This window comes from Lysinibacillus sp. RU7, from assembly GCF_057837305.1.
Genome location: NZ_JBYQFK010000008.1, coordinates 46,771 through 66,647 on the forward strand (window position 1 = coordinate 46,771; position 19,877 = coordinate 66,647).

The 19,877-nt window shown below is 37.7% G+C and carries 15 protein-coding genes, 1 other RNA gene and 1 pseudogene; 5 read left to right on the forward strand and 12 right to left on the reverse strand.

Translation table 11 applies throughout. The features are described 5' to 3' along the window. Window positions 1-7 precede the first annotated feature (7 nt). The 11 genes and pseudogenes from AC3II9_RS07720 to AC3II9_RS07770 all read right to left on the reverse strand — a co-directional run. On the reverse strand, window positions 8-715 hold the full coding sequence (locus AC3II9_RS07720; protein ID WP_489154528.1) for an ABC transporter ATP-binding protein: 708 nt from the start codon (window positions 713-715) through the stop codon (window positions 8-10). Then, window positions 693-1,466, reverse strand: coding sequence for an ABC transporter ATP-binding protein (locus tag AC3II9_RS07725; RefSeq protein WP_489154530.1), 774 nt, complete (start codon window positions 1,464-1,466; stop codon window positions 693-695). Before AC3II9_RS07725 ends, AC3II9_RS07720 begins: the two co-directional genes overlap by 23 nt. 95 nt (window positions 1,467-1,561) lie before the next feature. Continuing rightward, a complete protein-coding gene (locus tag AC3II9_RS07730; protein ID WP_489154532.1) occupies window positions 1,562-2,815 on the reverse strand; it encodes a substrate-binding domain-containing protein in 1,254 nt (417 codons plus the stop codon). A gap of 176 nt (window positions 2,816-2,991) precedes the next feature. Then, on the reverse strand, window positions 2,992-6,111 hold the full coding sequence (locus AC3II9_RS07735) for a BTAD domain-containing putative transcriptional regulator (protein ID WP_489154534.1): 3,120 nt from the start codon (window positions 6,109-6,111) through the stop codon (window positions 2,992-2,994). Window positions 6,112-6,453: 342 nt separating this feature from the next. Further along, window positions 6,454-8,355: an ATP-dependent DNA helicase gene (locus AC3II9_RS07740; protein WP_489154535.1), complete on the reverse strand. Its 1,902-nt coding sequence runs from the start codon at window positions 8,353-8,355 to the stop codon at window positions 6,454-6,456. A gap of 67 nt (window positions 8,356-8,422) precedes the next feature. Then, window positions 8,423-9,562 (reverse strand): THUMP domain-containing class I SAM-dependent RNA methyltransferase, encoded by a 1,140-nt coding sequence (locus AC3II9_RS07745; protein ID WP_489154537.1) that lies wholly within the window; start codon window positions 9,560-9,562, stop codon window positions 8,423-8,425. A 7-nt stretch (window positions 9,563-9,569) separates the two neighbouring features. Further along, on the reverse strand, window positions 9,570-11,312 hold the full coding sequence (locus tag AC3II9_RS07750) for a sensor domain-containing protein (RefSeq protein WP_489154539.1): 1,743 nt from the start codon (window positions 11,310-11,312) through the stop codon (window positions 9,570-9,572). 85 nt (window positions 11,313-11,397) lie between these two features. Further along, an RNA gene (rnpB, locus tag AC3II9_RS07755) (RNase P RNA component class B) lies at window positions 11,398-11,784 on the reverse strand. Between the two features lie 54 nt (window positions 11,785-11,838). Continuing rightward, window positions 11,839-12,138: a cell division regulator GpsB gene (gene gpsB, locus AC3II9_RS07760; protein WP_489154541.1), complete on the reverse strand. Its 300-nt coding sequence runs from the start codon at window positions 12,136-12,138 to the stop codon at window positions 11,839-11,841. Window positions 12,139-12,219: 81 nt separating this feature from the next. Continuing rightward, window positions 12,220-13,473: a ribonuclease H-like domain-containing protein gene (locus AC3II9_RS07765; protein WP_489154543.1), complete on the reverse strand. Its 1,254-nt coding sequence runs from the start codon at window positions 13,471-13,473 to the stop codon at window positions 12,220-12,222. After that, window positions 13,470-13,946: pseudogene (locus AC3II9_RS07770) on the reverse strand (Zn-binding domain-containing protein); the annotation flags it as partial. The pseudogene AC3II9_RS07770 and the gene AC3II9_RS07765, both read right to left, overlap by 4 nt. A 792-nt stretch (window positions 13,947-14,738) precedes the next feature. On the opposite strand from AC3II9_RS07770, the gene AC3II9_RS07775 reads away from it, so the two are divergent. From AC3II9_RS07775 to AC3II9_RS07795, 5 genes are all read left to right on the forward strand, one after another. Then, the gene (locus tag AC3II9_RS07775; RefSeq protein ID WP_489154545.1) at window positions 14,739-15,323 is read left to right on the forward strand and encodes a hypothetical protein; all 585 of its coding nucleotides are present in this window, start codon (window positions 14,739-14,741) and stop codon (window positions 15,321-15,323) included. A 107-nt stretch (window positions 15,324-15,430) separates the two neighbouring features. Further along, entirely contained in the window at window positions 15,431-15,778 is a 348-nt protein-coding gene (locus AC3II9_RS07780) for a hypothetical protein (protein ID WP_489154547.1), read from the forward strand. Beyond that, entirely contained in the window at window positions 15,771-16,001 is a 231-nt protein-coding gene (locus tag AC3II9_RS07785) for a hypothetical protein (RefSeq protein WP_489154549.1), read from the forward strand. Before AC3II9_RS07780 ends, AC3II9_RS07785 begins: the two co-directional genes overlap by 8 nt. Continuing rightward, complete coding sequence (locus AC3II9_RS07790; protein ID WP_489154551.1) at window positions 15,998-18,319, forward strand: type IV secretory system conjugative DNA transfer family protein; 2,322 nt, start codon at window positions 15,998-16,000, stop codon at window positions 18,317-18,319. Before AC3II9_RS07785 ends, AC3II9_RS07790 begins: the two co-directional genes overlap by 4 nt. Window positions 18,320-18,445: 126 nt before the next feature. Next, the gene (locus AC3II9_RS07795; protein ID WP_489154553.1) at window positions 18,446-19,402 is read left to right on the forward strand and encodes an SHOCT domain-containing protein; all 957 of its coding nucleotides are present in this window, start codon (window positions 18,446-18,448) and stop codon (window positions 19,400-19,402) included. Window positions 19,403-19,653: 251 nt separating this feature from the next. Here the strand turns inward: AC3II9_RS07795 and AC3II9_RS07800 are convergent, their stop codons facing one another. Further along, window positions 19,654-19,848, reverse strand: coding sequence for a hypothetical protein (locus AC3II9_RS07800; RefSeq protein WP_489154555.1), 195 nt, complete (start codon window positions 19,846-19,848; stop codon window positions 19,654-19,656). Window positions 19,849-19,877 lie beyond the last annotated feature (29 nt).

Below are 19,877 nucleotides of genomic sequence, written 5' to 3' on the forward strand. Positions count from 1 at the left end.
ATCCCCCCTATCCGATTCCTAAGTATTTGCGTTTTAATTGCTCATTCTCAATTAACTCCTTCATCACTCCGGATTGCACTGTCTCTCCATCATCAATAATCGTATAATAATTCCCAACCCCACTTGCCATGAAGAAATTTTGTTCGACGAGTACAATCGTTGTGGCTTTTTTCATCTCATTGATCGCTTCCATGACTTTCTCTATCACAATCGGTGCTAAACCTTTGGAAGGCTCATCAATTAATAGCATTTCACTATCATTGACAAAAGCTCGTGCCATCGCTAGCATTTGCTTTTGCCCCCCTGAAAGTTTACCCCCGGCTTTTTTCCAAAATGTTTTTAAGTCTGGGAAAAGTTCAAGTACATAGTCTCTTTTTTGCAGTGTGTTATCGTCTTCCTTTCGCATCGCCACACGCAAATTTTCCTCTACCGTTAAGTCACTAAAAATTCCTTGATCTTCAGGAACATAGCCGATGCCCATATTGGCAATTTCATACGTCATTTTTTTTGTAATATTCGTTTCATGAAAATGAATAGTCCCTTTGGATGCTGGTGTTAAGCCCATAATGGTTTTTAATGTTGTGGTTTTGCCCGCACCATTTCGCCCTAATAGTACATTTACTTCATTTGCTACAATTTCAATATTGATGCCTTGCAAAATATGATATTGCCCAATATGTGTGTGTACATCTTCAAGTCGAAGTAAGCTGTTCATCGTAGAGCCCTCCTAAATACGCATTTTGGACTGTTTCATTATTCATAATTTCCTGTGGTGTACCATCTGCTAATAAGCGTCCATTAAATAGCACCATGATGGAATCCGATAAGTCTAAAATCATATCCATCTTATGTTCAATTAAGAGAATCGTTTTTTCACCACTTTGCTTAATTGTGCGGATCACATCTAATATCGCTGGCACTTCCTCTAATGACATACCTGCAGTTGGCTCATCTAATAAAAGCACTTCCGTATCTAAAGCTAATAGCATTGCAATTTCTAACTTTCGCTTTTCACCATGCGATAATTGGCTTGCTAGCACATAGGCTTTATTTGCAAGCATCACCTGCTCCAGCATATTCATGGCATCTTCTAGCATTTTTTTATAGGAGGTGAAATGTTTAAATACGTGAAATCGTACCTTTTCTTTTGATTGCACTGCTAACCTTACGTTTTCTAATACAGTTAAATTCGGAAATACATTTGTAATTTGAAAAGAACGCCCGAGCCCTAACCGTGTCCTTTCTACTGGGGAAAGCTTAGAAATATTTTGATTTTTATAAAATACTTCACCGTTAGTCGCGCGTAGCTCACCACTAATTAAATTAAAAAAGGTTGTTTTACCAGCACCATTCGGCCCAATAATCGATTTAAAATGTTTTTCAGGAATTTCAATCGTCACATCCTCCACAGCCTTATGTCCACCAAACTGTATTCCTAAATGAGCAGTTTTTAAAATAGGCTCCATTTCTTCCCCTCCTTCGATCTGACTCTCTTAATGTTTCTTTTCATGCAGAAAGACTAAGAGAGTCAGACCGCTTTTTTGCGGTCTGTGTGTAGCATTTATTCATTCATAATTGGAGGCTCTGTTTCTTCAGGTGAAAGTTCACGAATGAGAACAGGTACTGGATATTCAACACCTTCCACCGTCTCTAAACGGATTGAATACATCGTTTGCAATGCTTGATGGTCTTCTTTACGGAAAGTCATCGTACCCTTTGGTGTTTCAAATGACATGCCTTCCATTAACGGAATTAATGTATTGCCATCTGCATCTCCACCAGATTGTTTTAAAGCCTCTACAATGGCTACAGCCGCTGAAAACCCTCCTGGTGTAAATAAATCTGGTACTTCATTGTTATAGCGTTTTTTATGTTCTTCTACTAACCACGTATTCACTTCATTATTAGGCAGCGTGTGATAGTACACACTAAAGCCTTCCATACCGACTAATGGTCCCATTAACTGTAAAGCAATAATATCTGGAGCACCTGTCGATATTTTAATCCCCTTCTCTTGTACCTTCATATCTGAAATTTGTTGCCATGGGGAGTTTGCCCCAGCCCACACAACGAATAGGTAATCCGGTTTGGCATCAATAATTTTTTGAATATTGGATGTGAAGTCCGTCGCTGCTGGATCTGCATATTCTTCTAACACAACTTCAGCTCCAAGCTTTTCAGCAGCTGTTTTGAATGCTTTCACACCATCCCATCCAAATGAATAGTCTGGGGCAAATGTAGCGATTTTCACGCCGTCACCTGCAATCGCAGCCGCAGCAGCGTACGCATCTTGTGAAGAATTACGTCCCGTACGGAAAATATATGGATTAAACTCTGAACCTGTAATACTATCTGCTACTGCGGGCTCTACAACCATAATTTTTTCGTACTCTTCCGCAAGCGGTAACACAGCAAGTGTATCGCCAGAACTAGAAGAGCCTACTAGGAAATCTACGCCATCATCTTCTAATAATTTTGTTGCTTTCTGTACAGCTACTTCTGGTTTTGTTTCTGTATCTTCCCAAACTACTTCAATTTTTTTGCCTTCCACTTCTAGCGTACCGTTTGTCGCATAATCTAAACCTAGCTCAAAACCGCGCTGCGTTTGCTTCCCATAGGATTCTAATGCACCCGTTAAAGAAGCAAGTACTCCAATTTTAACTGTGCCACCTTCTGCTGCATTTTGACCTTCTTCTGAAGCTACATCACTACCATTTGAAGTAGAATCAGAGTTTGTTGTACCCTCATCCCCCGAACAAGCGACTAACACTAACATGAACAAACATAAAAATAAAAGCGACCACATTTTCTTCATCTTCATTCCCCCTTCACATGAAATAAAGCGCTTACATAATGCTTTGATACTATCTTACTTATTAGTAGTTACAAACGAGTTACAAAAAGCTCTCCATATATCCGATAAGCTTCTAAAATAAAAAGGGCGTCCTCAAAAGTCATTGCATCATAACTTTTAGGACAGCCCAAGTGCTTTTATATTTTGATAAGTTTTTCAAAAATTTCTGTTGTGGATGACATCGGTTCCATCTCATACTCTTCTAATAGCACCCTCTCACATCGTTCATATGTTTTTTGAACTTGTACTTTATTTTCAAGATAGAAATGACACCACATCATCAGTCGATACGCTTCTTCCCAAGTGGGATCTTTTACTATGATTTTTTCACATTCTTGCAAACATTTTTCAAACTGTTGTTCTTCAAAATAAATATGCGCCAATTGCTGTAATGCTTTTACATAGAGTGTTTTATACTGTTCTCTCTCTTGCTGAATCCATTCAACCTGTGTGCTATCTTCATATAAATCGCCTGTGTATTGCTGGACGGCTTTTAGTAACCATTGTTTTTGAAGCGACGGATCATGCTGCCTTTTTGCTAGAGCAATAAGCTGCTCAAAATATTCAATATCACTCATAATATAAGGCCTCTGGCAAATACGATACATGGACTGCTTGCGCTCAATATAAAAAGGTTCTTCCCGTGCACTTCTGTTAGGCTCTAACACTTTTAATAGCGCATTATAGGCCACTTTAAAATCCCTTACAGCTACTTCTTCTATACTATTTGGAAATAGCTTAGCGGTCATTTCTTCTTTTGAGCAATATCGATTTCGATTTAGGTAAAGATAAATAAATAATTCCTTCGCTTTTTCTCGATGCCATACTTTATGCTCAGCTTGCCAGTTCCTCACAAATAACGTTGGTCCAAAAAGCTTTATATAGATAGCGGGCTTATGATCTTCTCTATTAAAATGAAGTACTCTTTGCGTTTCCACCAAATCTCTTGCACCAAATAACGTGACTTTCGATAAAAAGAAGTGATAGGCATGCTGATTGATTAATGATTCAAACATTCTCTTATATTCATTATATTCATGTACATCGTTTGTTTTCATTGCTACATACATAGACCAGAAATACGTGACCATTAGACAGTAAGAATCTTTTACCTCTTCAAAAGCAATCCGCGTTTCCTTCGCCATTTGTCTTGCTTCATCCATCAAGTCATTTTCTACATATAAAATGAGAAGAGCTAGTTTCAATAACCCTGTTACCCACCGATCTTCCACCTTTTCTGTCACTGTTAAACCTAAAAATGCATAACGCTTTGCTTCGATTACATTGCCAGTACGGCCATAGGCTATCGCTAATCCTACATAGCATTCCGCTTTAATACGTTTAATTCGTATTTGTTCCATTTGCTGTACTGCTGTTTCATAATGGGTAATTGCTTCCGACGGGTCATATGGATTTAATAATAGCTCTGCATGTCCATTACGTATATGCGCAACAGCTATGTTAAACACTTCATGCGTCGCTGTACTGTTTTGCAAGCCTCTATAAGCACTTTCCTTAGCACGCGCTCTATTCCCCATCATGGCATAAATCAATGACAATAATGCATCTGTTTCGCGATGAGCAACCGTTCCACCTTGTTGTTCAAATAGCCTTGACTCTGCAAGTAGCTTTGCCTCATGTAAGGCCCCTTGTCTTAAATACATACGAATATCGATATTGCCTAAATGCAATAAATCATTATCTAAATTTAATTGTTGCCAATAGTGAATGCCTTTATAAGCTTGCCCAATATTCACTAAATTTTCTACGTACTGAAGATTCAACTGAATATATTCTTGCTTGGGCATTTGACATTTCGCTGATAACGCTAATGCTTCATGTAAATACCCCTTTGCAATAGAAGGTTGCAACGTATCTACATATATTTTGGCAAGCCCGACCTTAGAGCGAACAATCGACAGTAAATCCTGGTGGTGTGTCGCCTTTTCGATACATGTATCAAACGCCATACTCGCTTTTTTATAAAAAGCACCGATTCGTAAGCATTCTCCCTCTATATAATAAAGCGGATAAAACTGTTCTCGCATTTCAAACGAACATTTTTTGATTCGTTCTAACAACCATTTATAATGTCCGACTTGCATAAAATAATCCGCATAATGAATTAACATCTCACAAATAAACGGCTCGTCATTTGTTTGGGTAATATGGTAAAACGCTTGTACAATATTGTTACTATTAATAAAATAAATGGCTATTTTTTTATGCATATTTGCGACATCTTGTTGGTTTAATTTTTCGTATTGTTGCACTAAAAACTGTTTGATTAAGCTGTGAAATCGATATTCTTTATCGTTAGACAGTTTTTGTATAAATGCATAATGATTTAAAATATAATCGAGTTGCTCTACTTCCTCTTCCCCAAAAATATCTTGAATAATGTCAGCAGAAAATGTATCAAATAAACTAAATTTAAACAAAGACTGTTGATAATCCCAATCTAAATGCTGAAATAACTCATAGGATAAGTACTCATCAAAGTCTTGCAATGTAATTTTTGAAAAATCAAACGGATATCGCTCATTTTCAACTTGCATAGCAAGAAGGATTACAGCCATTACCCACCCTTCCGTTATTTCATAAATTTTGTTTACTTCATTCTCCGTTAAGATTGTTTCATAATAATCATCAAATAAAACGCTAATCTCATCTGTCGTAAATACAAAATCTTCTTCCGAAATAACCGTTAGTAAACGCTTATTTTTTAAATGATGTAGACAATCCCATGTAGGGTATGTGCGGGTCGCTATCACAAAGTGCACGTTTGGTGGTGCAAACTTCATCATCTGGTCCAGTACATAATTGATTTGAAACACATGCTGTACAAGATGAAAATCGTCGATTACAATAAAAATCTCTTGTTTCATTTGAGCGAATGCATTGCAAAATAATGTGAATAACTTGTTTAAATGTTCTACTTTTAAAAAAGTTGTCACTTGATCCCAAGAAGGATCAAGCAGTTCAAAGTCCGTATAAACTGTTTTAATACTTTCATATAAATATTTTAAAAATGGCAAAATACTATCATCGTTTTCAGTTACTTGATACCAACTAAATAATATGTTCTCATCTGCAAAATATTGGGCTAACGAAGAGCTTTTCCCATATCCCGGACCACTATGTAACAACGTCAGTGTAGAAATTTTACTTTTCTTTAACTTTTTCATGATCGATGATTTTCGCATATAGTGTGCAGCCGGATTGGGCGCCACTATTTTCGAATATAAAATATCCAACTTCTCTCCCCCCCATAATTACCCATTTGGTAATGTATGTACTACAAACTATCTATTAAATCACACGTGTTGATTAACCTTTTATCGTTAATGAGTACATGGGGATATGTTGATTTGTGCTAGCAGCTCGTTCCTCGCTGTTCTTGTGAGTCCCCTTCTCCACACTCATACGGCATTAAAAGCGCAAACTCATTTTACCACATTATGTAAAATATAACCCTACCTTATATATCAAAATATAGGAAAAAAACCTTTTCTCTTAAGTATATGAATTATTCAATGCGTTATGAAACATATAAAAAGTGCAGAATAAGTATTCACACTTATCCTGCACTCTTTATTTTAACAAGGCTTCACCGGTAAAATGCTTTCAAATTCAGCTTTTACTGTTGCCTCTTGTTCATTTAATAAAATATGAATATCCCCATAATCATTGGATGTGCGAATTAAACGCCCTATTCCTTGTTGCAAGCGTAGTTGCATAAATGGCAGTTCCACTTCTTCAAATGGATTTTCTGCAAAGGAGCGCTTTGCATCAAATAGCGGATCGTACGGTGGGAATGGTAAGTCAAAAATAATGACACGTGTTAATGCTTCTTCTGGTAAGTCTAACCCTTCCCATAGATGATACGAGCATAACGTTTTCACTGTGCCTTCTTGGAAATCACGCACGATAGCTGATAATTCGCGATCTCCTTCAAATGCAACTGACATACGGTCCATAATGGATAAGCTTGATTTAAACGCCATCATAGCTTGTTTTGACTTAAATAGCACGAGCGTTTTCTCGCCATCCCGAAGAAGTGATTGCACTTTACGCACCTTTTCTTCTTGTGGTAGCTCATGTACATAAATTTTCATTACATCTTCATAATCAAATGGTGATGGTACGCTAAATGATTGGTATTTCTTAATTCCTAAGCTATAAGCAATATAAGAGAAATCTTTATTGACCGATAGTGTTGCAGAGGAGAAAATAATCGGCAATTTTTTTGAGAATAGTTTTTCTTGTAACACCTCTGTAATTAAGCGCGGCATAATAACAAGTGTTTCTTCACCATCTGTTTCTTCTAACCAATCAACTGCATCTCCTTGTGCTACAAAAATACGAATGGCTGCGACGTATTGCTCTAAAAATTCCTCCGCCATATTTAGCTCGTATTCTGGAATCATATAAAGCTCTGATTCGAATACAAATTCTTCAAGCAGTTGTTCTACAGCATCAATTACTTGTTTCCCTAAAGATAGAAGACGTTCTGATTTATTAATACGTTTGCGGTCTTCCATTGATTCCACTAGGCAATCGCGTAATTCATCAAAAAACAGCTCATGGTTATCTTGTAATCGCTCCATTGCATAAAGTGTACGTTCACGCACACCATCGACCATTAAACGCTCTAGCATGCCTACAATGGTTGATGCTTGCACTTTTACTGTCATCGCCTTTTGTGCGGCATACTCCAGTAAATGTCCCTCGTCTAATACCATCATCGAAACTTCCGGAAGTAGTGGTAACTGTCCTTCGCGCTCACGCGATTCTTTTGTTGCTAAGTGCTCCATCAAGAAATCTTGCGAACAAATAATTAAATCCGTTGATTGACGATAATGCATTCGATGCAATGTTTGACCGCAACGATTTCGCATATCACAAACAGCACATTGCATGACAGCATTGTAATTTACCTTTTGCCAATCTTCATCCCCAACCGTTGGGAAATCCGAGCGATCACCGTACGGCACAGCTTTTGTCAAGGGACCGGAAGCATATACTTCTTCTGGGATTGTAAAGGCGATATCATCAATCCATTCATCTGTCTCCACTTTTTCTGCTTCTTCAAAACGCTTTAAACATAAGTATTGATCCCGCGATTTTGCTAGACGGACATCGATATTTAAACCTAACACATGTTTAAGCTTATGAATATCGCCACCTTCTTTTACAAGCTGGTCAATCAATGTTTCATCAGCACAAGCAATGAGTGCAGGACGTCCTGTATAACGAGCATACGATACCGCTGGCAATAAATAAGCAATTGTTTTTCCTGTGCCTACCCCTGCCTCAGCAAATAACACATTCTTTTCCTTTAATGCCTGTTCAATTTGATAGGCCATAAAAATTTGTTCATCGCGGCATTCAAAGCCCTTTTCTGGTAGCTCATCATATAGGACATCCCCTAACCAATCTCCTAATGAATCAAAGAAGGATTTGTCTTTTTGTAACTCAAATGGTAAAGATTCTCTCATATAACGTCTCCCTTAAAACTCTTAAATTACAACACGAAACGGAAGGAGCCACCCCCTTCCGTCTAGATTAATCTTCGCGCTTCGACTTTTGTCCCCAAAATTGATACAGATCTGTACGGATAAAGCCATTAAATAGTTTACGCTTTTTCGTTGCCTTTTTCCCGTAAAGTGCCTCAAAATTTTCCATTGAAGATAACATATAGACAGACCATGTTGGGTAATTGTTCATCACTTCACCAAGCTGACGAATGACACGTTCAATTTCTTCTTTCTCCCCGATACGCTCGCCGTATGGTGGATTGGAAATGATAACACCATCCGTTACTTTTGTTGTAAAATCTGTTGCTTGCATCTGCTTAAATGTAATTATATCCCCAAAACCTGCTTCTAATGCATTTTCTTGTGCAATATTTACCATTCGATGATCAATATCTGAACCAATAATTTGAAGTGGTTGGTCATAGTTCGCTATACTATCCGCTTCATCCCGTACCTCATCCCAGATTTTCGCTTTCATCCAGTGCCAATCTTCTGAGATAAATTCCCGGTTATACCCCGGTGCAATATTTTGACCAATCATCGCTGCTTCTAATGGAATTGTCCCAGAGCCACAAAACGGATCAACAAACGGGCGGTTCGGATTCCATTTCGAAACTTTCACTAATGCTGCTGCCAGTGTCTCTTTTAATGGGGCTTCCCCTTGTACTTGACGATACCCACGTTTATGAAGGCCTGCACCCGATGTATCAATCGTTAAAGTTGCCACATCTTTTAAAATGGATACTTCAATTTTATATGTTGCACCCGATTCATCTAAAAAGCCTAACCGTTTGTAATGGAATTTCATTCGCTCAACAATAGCTTTTTTCACAATTGCCTGGCAGTCCGGGACACTAAATAATTTAGATTTCACAGACTTCCCAGATACAGGGAACGCTGCGTCGACCGGTAAATAGCGCTCCCATTCAATTGCTTTCGTGCTTTCAAAAAGTTGTTCAAATGTTGTCGCAGGAAATTGTGCCACAACAATCTTTACACGATCTGCAACACGCAACCATAAGTTACACCGAGCAATTGCTGTTTCATCACCTTCAAAATATACTTTCCCATTGTCTACACGTGTTTCGTAACCTAAAGCTTGTACTTCTTCCGCTACAATGGATTCTAGACCCATCGCTGCTGTTGCAACTAATTGAAATTTTGTCATAAATGTATTACCTTCCTTGATGTTCGACTTCCCAGAACTGTAAAAAATCTAACAGTTCATTCATGGGCAATGGCTTGCTGTAATAATATCCTTGAATCATATCACAGCCCATTCCCTTTAATATTTCCACTTGTCGCCCACTTTCAACACCTTCAGCTACAACTTTCATTTTTAGACGATGCGACATTTGAATAATCGCATCGACAACAGCTTGTTTGTCATCAAGAGAGCAAATATGTTGAATAAAACTACGATCAATTTTTAGTACATCAAGTGGAAATCTTACTAAATAACTAAGTGATGAATAGCCCGTTCCGAAATCATCCAGCGAAAGTTTAAAGCCAAGTTGTTTTAACTTTACTAACTTACTAATCGTTTCCGCCGCACTATTCATAACAGTACGTTCTGTCATTTCAATTTCAAAATTTTGAGCAGAAGTATTGTTTTTTTCTAGTATTGCTTGTATTGACTCTAAAAACTTTTGCTGTTGGAAATGAATACTCGATACGTTAATAGCAATCGGTATTTTAGGAAAACCGGCTTCCACTAATTGCTTGTATCCTTCACAAGCTTTTTCAAATATAATTTCACTTATAGGAATGATTAGACCTGTTTCCTCTGCATATGGGATAAATTCAGCTGGTGATACGAACCCTAATTTTTCATTTTGCCAGCGAACAAGTGCTTCAACCCCATTCACTTGCAATGTTTTTATATCAATTTTCGGTTGAAAATAAAGTGTGAAGTCTTGCTGTTCGATTGCCTTTCGAAGTTCTATATCTAGTAAAAGGACCCGTTTCGTATCTGTACTTAAGTCATCGAAATAAAATGAAAAACCATTACGGCCATTTTGTTTAGAATAAGACATTGCCTTATCTGCACATTTTACTAATTCTTCTGTTGTTTGACCGTCTGTCGGAAAGATACTAATGCCCATACTCGTAGAAACAAAAATTTCCTGATCGTTTATAATAATCGGTGCTTCAATGACACGAATCACTTGCTCTGCAAATTTTGCTGCTTCACGCGGATGGACAATATTTGTTAACGTAATAACAAATTCATCGCCACCATATCGTGCTAATATGTCTTTATTTTTTAACAGCGCTTTAATCCGCTTAGCAATTTCAATTAATAATAAGTCACCCATTGTATGACCAAGTGTTTCATTTACTTGTTTAAAACGATCTAAGTCTAAAAAAAATACGGCATGTTGTACATTATGCGATAAATTCGTACTCGACTCAAGCAATGTATTCATACGTTCTAAGTAGGCAAAACGATTACACACTTCCGTTAATGAATCCGTTAACGTTCTTTTTTCTAATTCATTTTCAACGATTTTACGCTCAGATAAATCCGTAAATATACCACAATAATTCGTAATATTACCTACTGAATCTTTGACCGAAAAAATAGTGAGCCATTCAGGATACACATCTCCCGTTTTACGGCGATTCCAAATTTCTCCCTGCCAAATGCCGTTTTCATGTATACTTCGCCACATATCTAAATAAAACGAAAGTTCATGGATGCCCGATTGTAAAATAGAAGGGTTTTTCCCCATTACTTCTTCGCTCTTATAACCCGTTACAAATTCAAACGCCGGATTTACACTTACAATTTTTTTATCTTGATCTGTAATCATAATGCCTTCCGAAACGTTTTCGAAAATTTTCATGATTAAGTAGTCTGGATATTGGGAAAGCAATCTATATTTCTCCACATCTATAGTGGTACATTCACTCATTGTTTCTCACCCTTATCTCTAAAAGAAAGGCTCTCCAAAAAGTTATGGAGAGCCTTTTTTATTCATCAAAAAAGCATCAATAAAATTCCGTAAGCCATGTTTTGTTCCTGAGTACTCAAACGGGTCTCCCCTCGTACGTATCAGGCAGTAATCATCTATCTACACATTAGCAAGCTAATGCGTCCCTCCATCCGTTCGTTTCCTTCTGGAGAGTGCCCCTACCATAATTTGGGTTTCTCACTCGTGGGGTTTACCTCGTTCCACCTTACAAGTTTCCAAGCAAGCTACGTCACTGTGGCACTTTCAGGAAGTGTCTACCATATCCAAAGACTTAGGTATTCCTTCCGCCGTCAAGCTAATGCTTGCCTTACCTTATTTTTTCAGTAAGCACGAACACTACGGTCATCTCAGATCCGTGTGAGCATGGACTTTCCTCTACAACGTTTATACGTTGCAGCGATTACTCGAATTTCATGATGTACACCTATTATACTAGAAATCAAAAAAAATAACAATAAGTATGTTACTACAGTTTTTCCTTGAGCTTATCACCAAACACAGCTTTTTCCAAATTTGCTAAACGCTTTAAAATATCATAATTCATATTGCTCGTAGTTGGCTGCGGAGTTGGTTTTCTAACACTACCTGATAACTCCTCTTTTAGACGTTCATTTTCTGCTTTCAGCTCATTAATGACTTGCTCGAAATTATCGTAATCTTCCATTATTTGATCTAAAAATTGATCTACTTGATCAATATTATAGCCTTTTACACTTTTTTTGAATTCTTTTTCCAAAATATCTTTTGATGTTAATTTAATATCCAATTCACATCGCCCTTCCATACTTAACATGCGTGGCTTCATTATAACATAAAGCCTATAAAAAAACGTGAATGAAAGTGCTAGTTATTTATATTTTTCTACCTTCGTTCTAAGTCTTTGGAGACGTTTTTCCCATGCCAATATTTGCTTATCTTTTTGTGCCATTGACCATGTGTTATGTTTACTAATTAAATGCAAGCCTGTTTGCGTATGCGTGACCGCTTCCTCGTAATCTCTTAGATGATGTTCGGCAATGATGGCTAATTGTTCATACGCTTTAATTTTATAAGGGATGTCAATCGTTGGTAGCGCCTTTGCAAAAGACTTCACCGCCAGTTCAAATTGGGCAGTACGTTTTTGTTCAAGTGCTAAATAATAATGCGCTAATCCGGTATCCGCTACATCAAAGTTTTCTGTAACAGTCGAAAGAACCTCCATCCCCGTATCCTTTAGCTTTAAATCATTAAACCATTTGCCGATGTTAGTATAAGTTGTAGCAGAATCTTGTAACTGATTGTTAAAGAGCAACTGGGTTGAATGAATATACAATGTAATAAGCGACAAAAGATCCCATTCATTATGCTGTAATACTTTCATAAGGGCATCTGGCTGACCGCTTTTTACCGCATCTAAATATATAACAGGTGCTAAAAAGCCTGGAATATCACCTTGCCTACAAAAACCTAATTTTTCTTGTTCAATCGTTGTTAACTTCATCTTTTCTAAATCGTTTTTCCATAGCCGCTTCGTACTATGTAAAAGATCAATTTGTTTTTGTGAGCGTAGTCGAGGAATATGCGCCCCGTTTAATGTCCAGCGTGTTTCAAGCTGCGGCCAGTCAAAACTTTTTCCGTTATAAGATACGATTGTCACTGCCCTTTGCCATAGCTTCGATTCAAACAAAAATGCCGCTTCATTCGATGGATCAGCAAGCACATATTGTGTCAACGTAAACTCTTCTTCATCTGTTTCTAAAAAGCCCAGTAAAAAAATATGTGTACCCACACCCTTTAAGCCTGTCGTTTCCGTATCAAAAAAGACAAGTGTATCATCGAACGTCACCGCATAAGGATGCTCATGTCCTGCATCTTCCCAGAGCTGAATCGCCTCAAAAAGCTCACATAGCTCGTATGCCCCGTGCTTATAATCAAGCGGATATGTGACAGCTCGTTTAAATAGCACACCCAAGTCATTTTCAACAAGCGTTAATCCAGCATTTTCCCACTGCTCTACATAGCTTGGTCGGTCTGGTTTTTGAAAGACGGGCTTTTCTACTTTGTTCTCTGTTTTTTTACCGAGCATTTTTTTCATTTGAAGAATTTTGTTTTCATAACTCATGGAATCCAGCTCATTTCTTCAATTAGGATAGACAGTACTTTTAATACTTGTTGTTTGCTTTCACCGATACTATCTTGTGCACCAATACAGGACGGACAGCCCGATTTACATGGGCATTTTTCCACATGCTCCTTTGTTCGCTCTAGCAAACTCATTAAAATATCGTAAACGCGCTCACTTAAGCCAATGCCTCCTGGATAGCTATCGTAAATAAAAATCGTCGGACGTTCGTTATGGATAGCTTTTACTTGTGGGACAACCGACAAATCACTGCGATCACAATGCACAAAGAGCGGAATAAAGCTCCCCATCGCATAAGCTGCTCCATTTAATGCATCTGTTAATTGCTCTTCAGACCAATTTTCCGGTAAGTCAAAGCTCATCCATGTCGCACTCGTATGCATTTCCATTGGCGGTAAGTTGATTGGACCACTGCCGATATTGTCGTGCGTGTTAAATCGAATCTTATTGTAGTTCTCTATAAAACAGTCAAATTGAAACATTGTCACCACTCTCCTAAAAATTAAAAATAACTCTTTTCGCTATAACAAAAACTTTAAACGTAAACAAAGTAAACGTACTCAACGTGCTTCCCATATTATATATACGCGTAGGCGTGTATAGGTAAACATATATACTATATATCTATCTAATATATAATTTTATGTTTAATAGTATATTTATGTTTAATATGTTTACCGTTTACCTTAAAGCGTTGATGTGCCTACGTTAAAACGGTAAACAAACTCGGTAAACAGAACAGACAGACTTGTTTACTTTGTTTACTCCACAATTTTACATTTAGCACTTTAAGCCTCTCGGTAAACAAAGTACATGAAAAGTAAACAACACTTGTTTACCGGAAAAAGTTATTTAGATATAATTGTCACAGTGTCGGATTATCTGTTTTAGGCGCATTTACCTCACGTACAGTGTATTACGAAAACCGCTAGAACGGAATAGCAAGGTCTTGCAAATGAAAAAAGAAGCCTAATATTTCGCTCGGCTTCTACTTCTTTTTACTTTTCTTCTTATCGAATTTAGGCAACCCGTACTTCTCTGATGTCGCTTTTACCTCTGCTGCGATCTTCTTTTTATCTTCCACTGTAAACTTCTTCACGTCTATCACCTTTTTCGCCCTTTTTATGAAGTATCGTAAAAAAATTTCAAAATTATACACATATTCAACAAAACGAACGAATAAGGTGTTAGCAAGACAACGGGACACTAGACAGTGTCTCAACGAGAAGGAGGTATTCAGGACAGTGGAAAAGCGCGACGCAAAGCCTTTTATTTCAATAAAGACGAAGGATACAATTTATAAAATTCGTTTTTTGACAGGCGTGAGTGTGAAGCAGATTGGTCAGGACTTATGCGATTATGCTATTCAGCAACAGTATGTAAATCAGTTAATCCCCTACTTTAAACGCGAGATACGAATACAAGGCAGAGACTATCCAGCTTTAAACAACTCTTCCAAAACACTGCCGAAAATTAACGGTGAAATTGAGCGCATCTCTCTTATGCTCGATGAGGATACGTATGAATTTTGTAGCAGCGTAGCGTATGCACTTGATTGCAGTGTAGCCAAAGTAGTTGCCCTGTTTATCGAATATAGCATGAAAAGTGAAATGTTTTTAAATGAATACGTAGCCAACTATTTAAGTGGAAAAATAAACCCTGCTCACAAGAAAATTCTCGAGTCTGTGCTTTCAGACGTGAACAATCAACTGGAGCAAAACGAAACATTAACGTCTCTTCTTTTTTACATTGTGGATTATCATAAGGATGCCAGTAAATCGGTGAATCGAACAGTTGAGGAATTTGTGTCCCGGTGGACAGTGACTTGAATACAGAGGTAAAAATGCACGAAAAGAGGCTATGACGTTGTGGGTGGTCTTAACCACAACTTATGCAAACCGTCTTGCGAAATATACTGAAAAAGGTGGAAAACTTCATGTTTTTTGAAGGGTTAAAAGAAAACTATTCGAAAGACTCATATCGTACATGTCGAAAGGTAGGAAAGGTTGCCCTTTTAACTACTACTTTTGTCCTTACTGCATCGCCTGTTTTCGCCAACTCAAGTTTAGATGCGATGGCGAGAGATCTCTATTTTAATGAATTTATCGGTATAGCTAAGTGGATTATTATTGGTAAAGGCGCATGGGACACTGTCGGTAAAACATTAAAAGAGGATTTCGATGGTGCGAAAAGGACCTTTTTACAGTACATTGTTATCTTTTGTATCTTGCTCGGTTTACCTACAGGACTCGATAAGATAAGCGAGGTGTTCGCACGTGTATGATGCACTAGTTGAAGAAATTCGCACACAAACTACTTCTATTATAAAAGGTGTCGGGTTAGCTGCTGCTGACGTAGCAACCCAAATCAGCTATTCCGCTGCCTTACTTGGCGGAGGCGTACTCATTCTTATGCATGTAGCTGGCATGCAAAGGGCTAAACGCTATTTCGGTGTTTTACAGGTAACGCATATTTTAATACAAGGGTTACTGGAGCCTTTCCTATGATTGAGATAGTTAAGCCTTCCTACACTTTTGCAAAAGTTATTCCGAACAATTCTATACGTAATACAAATACGCATCTAATTGCTAAAACCATTGCGAATACGTATCAAACGATCGTGAAGAAAATAGCAGTTAAAGAACGGAAAACCTTCAAGTTACTTGGTCGAGAATTTACCTTAAATACAAAGTTTACGTATTCACTAAACGGCAAAGTAAGTTACTTCATTTATATGGAGAAAAATAAAATCGAATTTTACTTCATCTTCCCCACTACCTTCACAGAAATCATGAAAGAACGCATCTCAAGTATTTGGCATAACGTCACAGTAGAAATGATTGAAGAGAAAGACCTCCCTAATTTCAGTCAAGATTGCCTCCAGTATCAACTCTCATATCTAAAAGAAGACGGGTTAAGTCTTCACACCAATCGCACGAACAATGAGTTGCTCAACGCATCGTTAAACGTAGTAGAAATGCTAGAAGAAGGCGATAAAGTCGGCATACTGTATAACTTCATCCCTACATCTCAAAACAGCTTCAGGCATAGTTACGCGCATACTGTAAATAAAGTTAAAAACGGTGTTCCTACCGAGCGAGATAAAACAGGATTGTCATATATTTTTAAACTTTTCTTTTCTACACTTGATAACCTGATTAAAGACATCAGCGAAGCACTTGTCGGTAAAAACGAAAAGAAAACAGAAGAAAATATGCTGGAGACGTTTGTTAACCGCTTGAATGGCAGCAGACAACTTTCTGAAAGCACAGACAGAAAAGGTCGAGGTAGCATTCTTGAGAGCCAAATCGTTATCATGGCTGAAAGTAAAATCAAGAGAAATGAGAGCAGTTATGCCACATCCATTGCAGACGCTTTCGAGGTAATAGCAGGAGACAACAAGCTCGTAAAATCACGTATTAAAACTCCTCTTCGTTTAACAGACACTCGCATTAGAAATGCTGACACAAATAAGATTTTCGATGAAGAAGCGCAAAACTTCATTGCACTACCTGGACGTGAACTAATTGAAAAATACAGCTTTATGGAAAGAGTAGAGACACAAGAAACGCAAATTCCTTCTGATCTACAGTCTGGTTCGATGTGCATCGGTGAAGTGACTTACCGAGGTCATACGCAAAAAGCATATCTGTCTGACGACGAGCAGTTTAAAAAGTTAATGCTGCTATTAATCGGGCCCACTCGCGCCGGTAAAAGTACGCTCATCGCCAATTTAAGCAAAGGTGCCATTAACAACGGCGAGTGTGTCATTATTTTCGACTTTATCAAGAAATGTGAGCTCTCAGATGAAGTAGCATCTTGTTTTAGTAAGGATAAGGTACTTGAGATAAGGTGCGACGATTTTGAGAAGCTTCAAGGCATTGGCTATAACGAAGTAGGTTTTAGTACGGATCCGTTCAAACAGTACGAAAACGCTAAGCGCCAAACCTCAAATACGCTTACACTTATCAACTCCGTCAACAGCGATAGCGATGCCAGTCGATTGACGCCCAAAATGGAGAGGTATTTAGAGAGTGCATGTCTCGTTGTGTATATCAACGGTGGCAGCTTGAAGGATGTGTTTGCTGTACTACTCAATCACAATCAGCGACACAAGTTCATCGGTGAAGTGCCTGACCGACAGGCAGAGTTTTTAAATGAATACATCGACAGTTTATATGAACTAGATGATAAGAATAAAGATGGCGAAGTCATTGGAACGCGTGTGCAAGCGGGTATCATTGATCGCTTGAATGCTCTTAAACGGAATACTTACATGGAGTTAATGCTAAAAAAGAACACAGTACAAAACATCAATTTAGTAGAAGAAATGCAGAAGAATCAACTCATCGTTATTAAAATGACCCAAAACATGTTTACGACAGATGCAGAGAAAGATATTTTCACGACGTACTGGATGACAAAAATATGGTTAGCGTTACAGGTTCGAGCCGATCAACTAAACGAAAAAGATTTAGTGAAAGTGAATTTAGTGATTGATGAAATATACCAAGTTGCAAACACTGAACAATTCTTGAAAAGTAAGCTCAGTCAAATCGCTAAGTTTGGTATGAAGCCTATTATTAGCTGTCATTACATTAATCAGCTCAAATACATGCGCGATGAATTACGAAGCGCTAACGCCTCTTATATGTTGATTGCAGGGTGCGATAAAAAGAACTTTGAAGAGTTAAAAGAAGAGTTGTACCCCCACACTGCTGAAGATTTACGAAACTTGAAACGATTCCACTCCTTAAATTACATCAAAACCAAAGACGGCTATGCACAGTTTATAACGAAACTGCCTCCCCCGCTAAAAAACTGAAACCTCCTACCTTCCATTTTACGTGGAAGGTTTATTTCCGTTATACACATCTAATTAAGATGACTAATACATGCAAATGATGTAAAATTTTAACTTAACAACAGTTATAAAGAAAGGTTGAACGATATGTATGCACAGGATCAGATTAAAGAATTTTTAAAGTTATCCGGTCGTTTAGCAAGTATTAACCTAGCCAAAGAAATCAAACTGATTGCAGATCTTATAGGAGACGATGAGGTAATCGAGTTTGCAGGTATTGGTGTAAGAGGTTTAGGTGGGTTGAAACAATATTTAATCGTACTTACATCAGAACGTATTATCTCTTCAGATAAGAAAAATACAACTGAATACCGATTAGATAAAATAGAAAACAGCGCTGTTAACCGTAAAAAAATTGCAACAAACGAAATTAGTTTCACTTACAGTGGCGAAGACGTAGTAATCAACACTTTACGTGATGACGCTGGACAGGTGTTATTAACTCATCTCATGACCGCAATAGGAGTTACTGAAGAAGATGTCACTTCTGATAATAGGCAAGTTGTAAAAACATCAAAAATAATAACTTTTAATATCGACATACTTAACGGAAAAGAGCAGCTGGCTCATAACGGAAACACTTTCCGTTTATCGCAATCAAAAGCCGGTGAAGTTTCAATAGCGGCAGACTTTACTAAAGCCCCAGAAAATTTCAAACTCATTAAATGGGAGCGAGTAGAAAACATTCAAAAGAGCGCGCTCGATATTGCGGGATGGACTGTAATCGGAAGCGCTTTCGGAAACGCAGGAGCTTTGGCAGGCGCTATGGGTGCAAATGTAGGAAAAGATAAATCCGTGGCGACACTCTACTTAAAGAGAGAAAACGGTGAAAAAGTAGCATTAGTTATTAAGTGTGATAAGAAAGATTTAGAAAAACTTTCGATGCTAATTATTGCTGAAGAAGATGTTCAAACTGTTGATAAAGTTCAAAGTACAGCAACAATACCAACTGAAGAGCTAATTAAGTTAAAAGAATTAATGGATGCGGGTATTTTAACGCAAGAAGAGTTCGACACTAAAAAGAAGCAGCTGCTAGGTATATAAGATGCGCAGACTCGGAGATCATTGGCTTGAAGCCATTCTTCTTACTATATCAATCCCAGTAATCTTATTTCTATTTTTAATGCTCTTTAATTTTGTTGCATCTAAAGCCTCTATCTTCGGACCACTTAGTTTCTTTATCACTATATTTATAATGCTTTGGCTACCTGTTATAATCTACAGAGTTTATAAAGATTCTAAAAGATGAGTCTAAAACAAGCCCTCCACGATGATACTGTGGAAGGCTTTAATTTTTATATCTTCTCATATGTAATGTCCTCTCGATGCTTAATACCAACAGCGTTGTTAATACCTTTTTCTTTCAACATCTTCAGTAGTATTTCTTCTGTGGCATATTGTTTTTCTTTCAAAGCTTTAAATTGAATACTTGCAACACCCTCATACAATTCACCAGCGTAGACATAGTAATACCTAACGAATTGCTCCATGATCCTCACCTCCCTCTTCGACATAATTC

What these genes read in the sequence shown, in the direction of transcription:
- AC3II9_RS07720 (WP_489154528.1), bottom strand. Translation starts at nt 715, where the DNA reads ATGAACAGCTTACTTCGACTTGAAGATGTACACACACATATTGGGCAA.
- AC3II9_RS07725 (WP_489154530.1), bottom strand. Translation starts at nt 1,466, where the DNA reads ATGGAGCCTATTTTAAAAACTGCTCATTTAGGAATACAGTTTGGTGGA.
- AC3II9_RS07730 (WP_489154532.1), bottom strand. Translation starts at nt 2,815, where the DNA reads ATGAAGAAAATGTGGTCGCTTTTATTTTTATGTTTGTTCATGTTAGTG.
- AC3II9_RS07740 (WP_489154535.1), bottom strand. Translation starts at nt 8,355, where the DNA reads ATGAGAGAATCTTTACCATTTGAGTTACAAAAAGACAAATCCTTCTTT.
- AC3II9_RS07745 (WP_489154537.1), bottom strand. Translation starts at nt 9,562, where the DNA reads ATGACAAAATTTCAATTAGTTGCAACAGCAGCGATGGGTCTAGAATCC.
- AC3II9_RS07750 (WP_489154539.1), bottom strand. Translation starts at nt 11,312, where the DNA reads ATGAGTGAATGTACCACTATAGATGTGGAGAAATATAGATTGCTTTCC.
- AC3II9_RS07765 (WP_489154543.1), bottom strand. Translation starts at nt 13,473, where the DNA reads ATGAGTTATGAAAACAAAATTCTTCAAATGAAAAAAATGCTCGGTAAA.
- AC3II9_RS07780 (WP_489154547.1), top strand. Translation starts at nt 15,431, where the DNA reads ATGTTTTTTGAAGGGTTAAAAGAAAACTATTCGAAAGACTCATATCGT.
- AC3II9_RS07790 (WP_489154551.1), top strand. Translation starts at nt 15,998, where the DNA reads ATGATTGAGATAGTTAAGCCTTCCTACACTTTTGCAAAAGTTATTCCG.
- AC3II9_RS07795 (WP_489154553.1), top strand. Translation starts at nt 18,446, where the DNA reads ATGTATGCACAGGATCAGATTAAAGAATTTTTAAAGTTATCCGGTCGT.
- AC3II9_RS07800 (WP_489154555.1), bottom strand. Translation starts at nt 19,848, where the DNA reads ATGGAGCAATTCGTTAGGTATTACTATGTCTACGCTGGTGAATTGTAT.